This window comes from Fructilactobacillus sp. X8R2C1, assembly GCF_059900955.1.
This window is the reverse complement of record NZ_JBWXVI010000008.1, coordinates 1-3,080: the sequence shown is the minus strand read 5'-3', so window position 1 is coordinate 3,080 and position 3,080 is coordinate 1. Positions and strand designations below refer to the sequence as shown.

Here is a 3,080-nt window from a genome sequence, read left to right as displayed (position 1 = left end):
GAGTTGGTATCCGACGGATACCCTGCTGATGGCTTTACTTTCAACACTGACAATCCAACCTTTACCGTTGTTTTGAAGCATAAGACTAAGACGGTTACACCGGATAACCCTGGTCAACCGGGACAACCAGTTGATCCAAATAACCCAACTGGACCAAAGTACCCAGACGGAACTGGTGTAAATGATCTGACTAAGAACATTACGAGAACGGTGCACTACGTTTACGCTGACGGTAGTAAAGCTTCCGATGACAAAGTTGAAACCGTCACGTTCACAAGAACAGCAACTTTTGACGAAGTAACTGGTAAGTTAACTTACAGTGACTGGACTTCAACTAACGCTGTCTTTGGACAAGTTGATTCTCCAGCAATCACGGGCTACACTCCAGATAAAGCAAGTGTTGGTTCCGAAACTACCACAGCCGACACGCCAGACGGATCTGTAACCGTTACCTACAATGCCAATGAAGAACAGGCTCGTGTTCAATACATTGACCAAGACGACGGCAACCGAGTTATTAAAACTGACAGCTTAAACGGTAAGTTTGGTTCTAAGTCGGATTACTCTACTAAGGCTGAAATTGCTGATTTAGAAAGTCAGGGTTACGAGTTAGTCACTGACGGTTATCCAAATGGGTACGAATTTAATACCGACAACCCAACTTTCAAAGTTGTCTTTAAGCACAAGACCAAGACGGTTACACCGGATAACCCTGGTCAACCGGGACAACCAGTTGATCCAAATAATCCAACTGGACCAAAATACCCAGATGGAACTGGTGTAAATGATCTGACTAAGAACATTACGAGAACGATTCACTACGTCTATGCTGATGGCAGCAAAGCTTCCGATGACAAAGTTGAGACCGTTACCTACACTCGAACGGCAACCTTCGACCAGGTTACCGGCAAGATTATCAGTTACGGCGACTGGACTACTAAGAATGCGGTCTTTGGTTCAATCAAATCTCCTGAAATTACGGGATACACTCCTGATAAAGCAACTGTTGGTTCACTCACCACTTCCCCTAATTCAGAGAATTCAACTGATACGGTTACCTACACTGCTAACGATGAACAGGCCCACGTTCAGTACATTGATCAAGATGACAACAACCGGGTTATCACGACTGATAACTTAACTGGTAAATTTGGTTCTAAGTCAGACTACAGTACGAAAGATGAAATCGCTAAACTAGAAGCTCAAGGTTACGAATTAGTCACTGACGGTTATCCAAATGGGTATGAATTTAATACCGACAACCCAACTTTCAAAGTTATCTTTAAGCATAAGACCAAGACGGTTACGCCGGACAACCCTGGCAACCCAGGACAACCAGTGGATCCAAATAATCCAGATGGACCTCATTATCCTAATGGAACTGGTGTAAATGACCTGACTAAGAACATTACCAGAACGATTCACTACGTCTATGCTGATGGCAGCAAAGCTTCCGATGACAAAGTTGAAACGGTTACGTTTACAAGAACGGCAACTTTCGACCAAGTTACTGGCAAGATTATCAGCTACGGCGACTGGACTACTAAGAATGCGGTCTTTAGCTCAATTGATTCACCAGCCATTACGGGCTACACCCCTGATAAAGCTAGTGTTAGTTCTGAAACTGCCACCGCTGATACACCTGACGGAAGTGTTACCGTTACGTACAATGCCAACGAACAAAAGGCGTTAGTTAATTACGTTGACCAAGATGATAATAACAATGTTATTCATTTTGATGACCTAAACGGTAAGTTCGGTACCAAGGCTAACTACAGTACTAAAGATGAGATTGCCAAGTTAGAAGCTCAGGGCTACGAGCTAGTATCCGACGGATACCCTGCTGATGGCTTTACTTTCAACACTGACAATCCAACCTTTACCGTTGTTTTGAAACACAAGATGAAGACGGTTACGCCAGATAATCCGGGACAACCAGGTCAACCAGTTGATCCAAATAACCCAACTGGACCGAAGTACCCAGATGGAACTAGTGTAAATGATCTGACTAAGAACATTACAAGAACCATCCACTACGTTTACGCTGATGGTAGTAAAGCTGCTGACGATCAAGTTGAGACAGTTACCTACACTCGAACTGCAACCTTTGATCAAGTAACTGGCAAGATCATTAGTTATGGTGACTGGACTACTAAGAATGCTGTCTTTAGCTCAATTGATTCACCAGCCATTACGGGATATACTCCTGATAAAGCGACGGTTGGTTCCGAAACTGCCACTGCTGACACACCGGACGGAAGTGTTACTGTTACCTACAATGCCAACGATGAAAAGGCTCAAGTTGAGTACATCGACCAAGACAATGGTAACGAGGTTATTCATACTGATGGCTTGAACGGGAAATTCGGTTCTAAGTCTGATTACAGTACGAAGGACGAAATCGCTAAACTAGAAGCTCAAGGATATGAACTTGTATCCGATGGCTTCCCAGGTGATGGTTACACCTTCAATACTGATAACCCAACCTTCAAGGTTGTGCTAAAACACAAGACCAAGGAAGTTACTCCAGATAATCCAGGAAACCCAGGACAACCAGTGGATCCAAACAACCCAACGGGACCAAAATATCCTGATGGTACTAGCAAGACGGACTTGACCAAGACCATTACTAGAACCGTGCATTATGTATATGCTGACGGTAGCAAGGCTTCAGAAGACCGCATCGAAACCGTTACGTTCAACAGAACGGCCACCTTTGATGAAGTAACGGGTAAGGTAACTTACAGTAACTGGACGTCAACGAACGCTGTCTTCGGTTCAATTGTTTCCCCAACCATTACGGGATACACTCCAGATAAGGCAAGTGTTGGTTCACAAACTGCCACGGCTGACACGCCAGATTCAAGTGTCACGGTTACCTACAATGCTAACGATGAAGTCGTTCACATTAACTATGTTGATCAGGATAAAGGCAATGCCCTTATCACTAGTGATACCGTTAACGGTAAGTTTGGTAGCAAGGCTAACTACAGTACGAAAGATGAAATCGCTAAGTTAGAAGCGCAAGGATATGAATTAGTATCCGACGGATACCCTGCGGATGGCTTTACCTTTAATAC

At 44.0% G+C, this 3,080-nt stretch carries 1 protein-coding gene; it reads left to right on the top strand.

Annotated features, from left to right (window positions below):
- Nucleotides 1–3,080: mucin-binding protein (locus AC6UD6_RS06915; RefSeq protein WP_500696171.1), on the top strand; the 3,080-nt coding region annotated here is incomplete at both ends.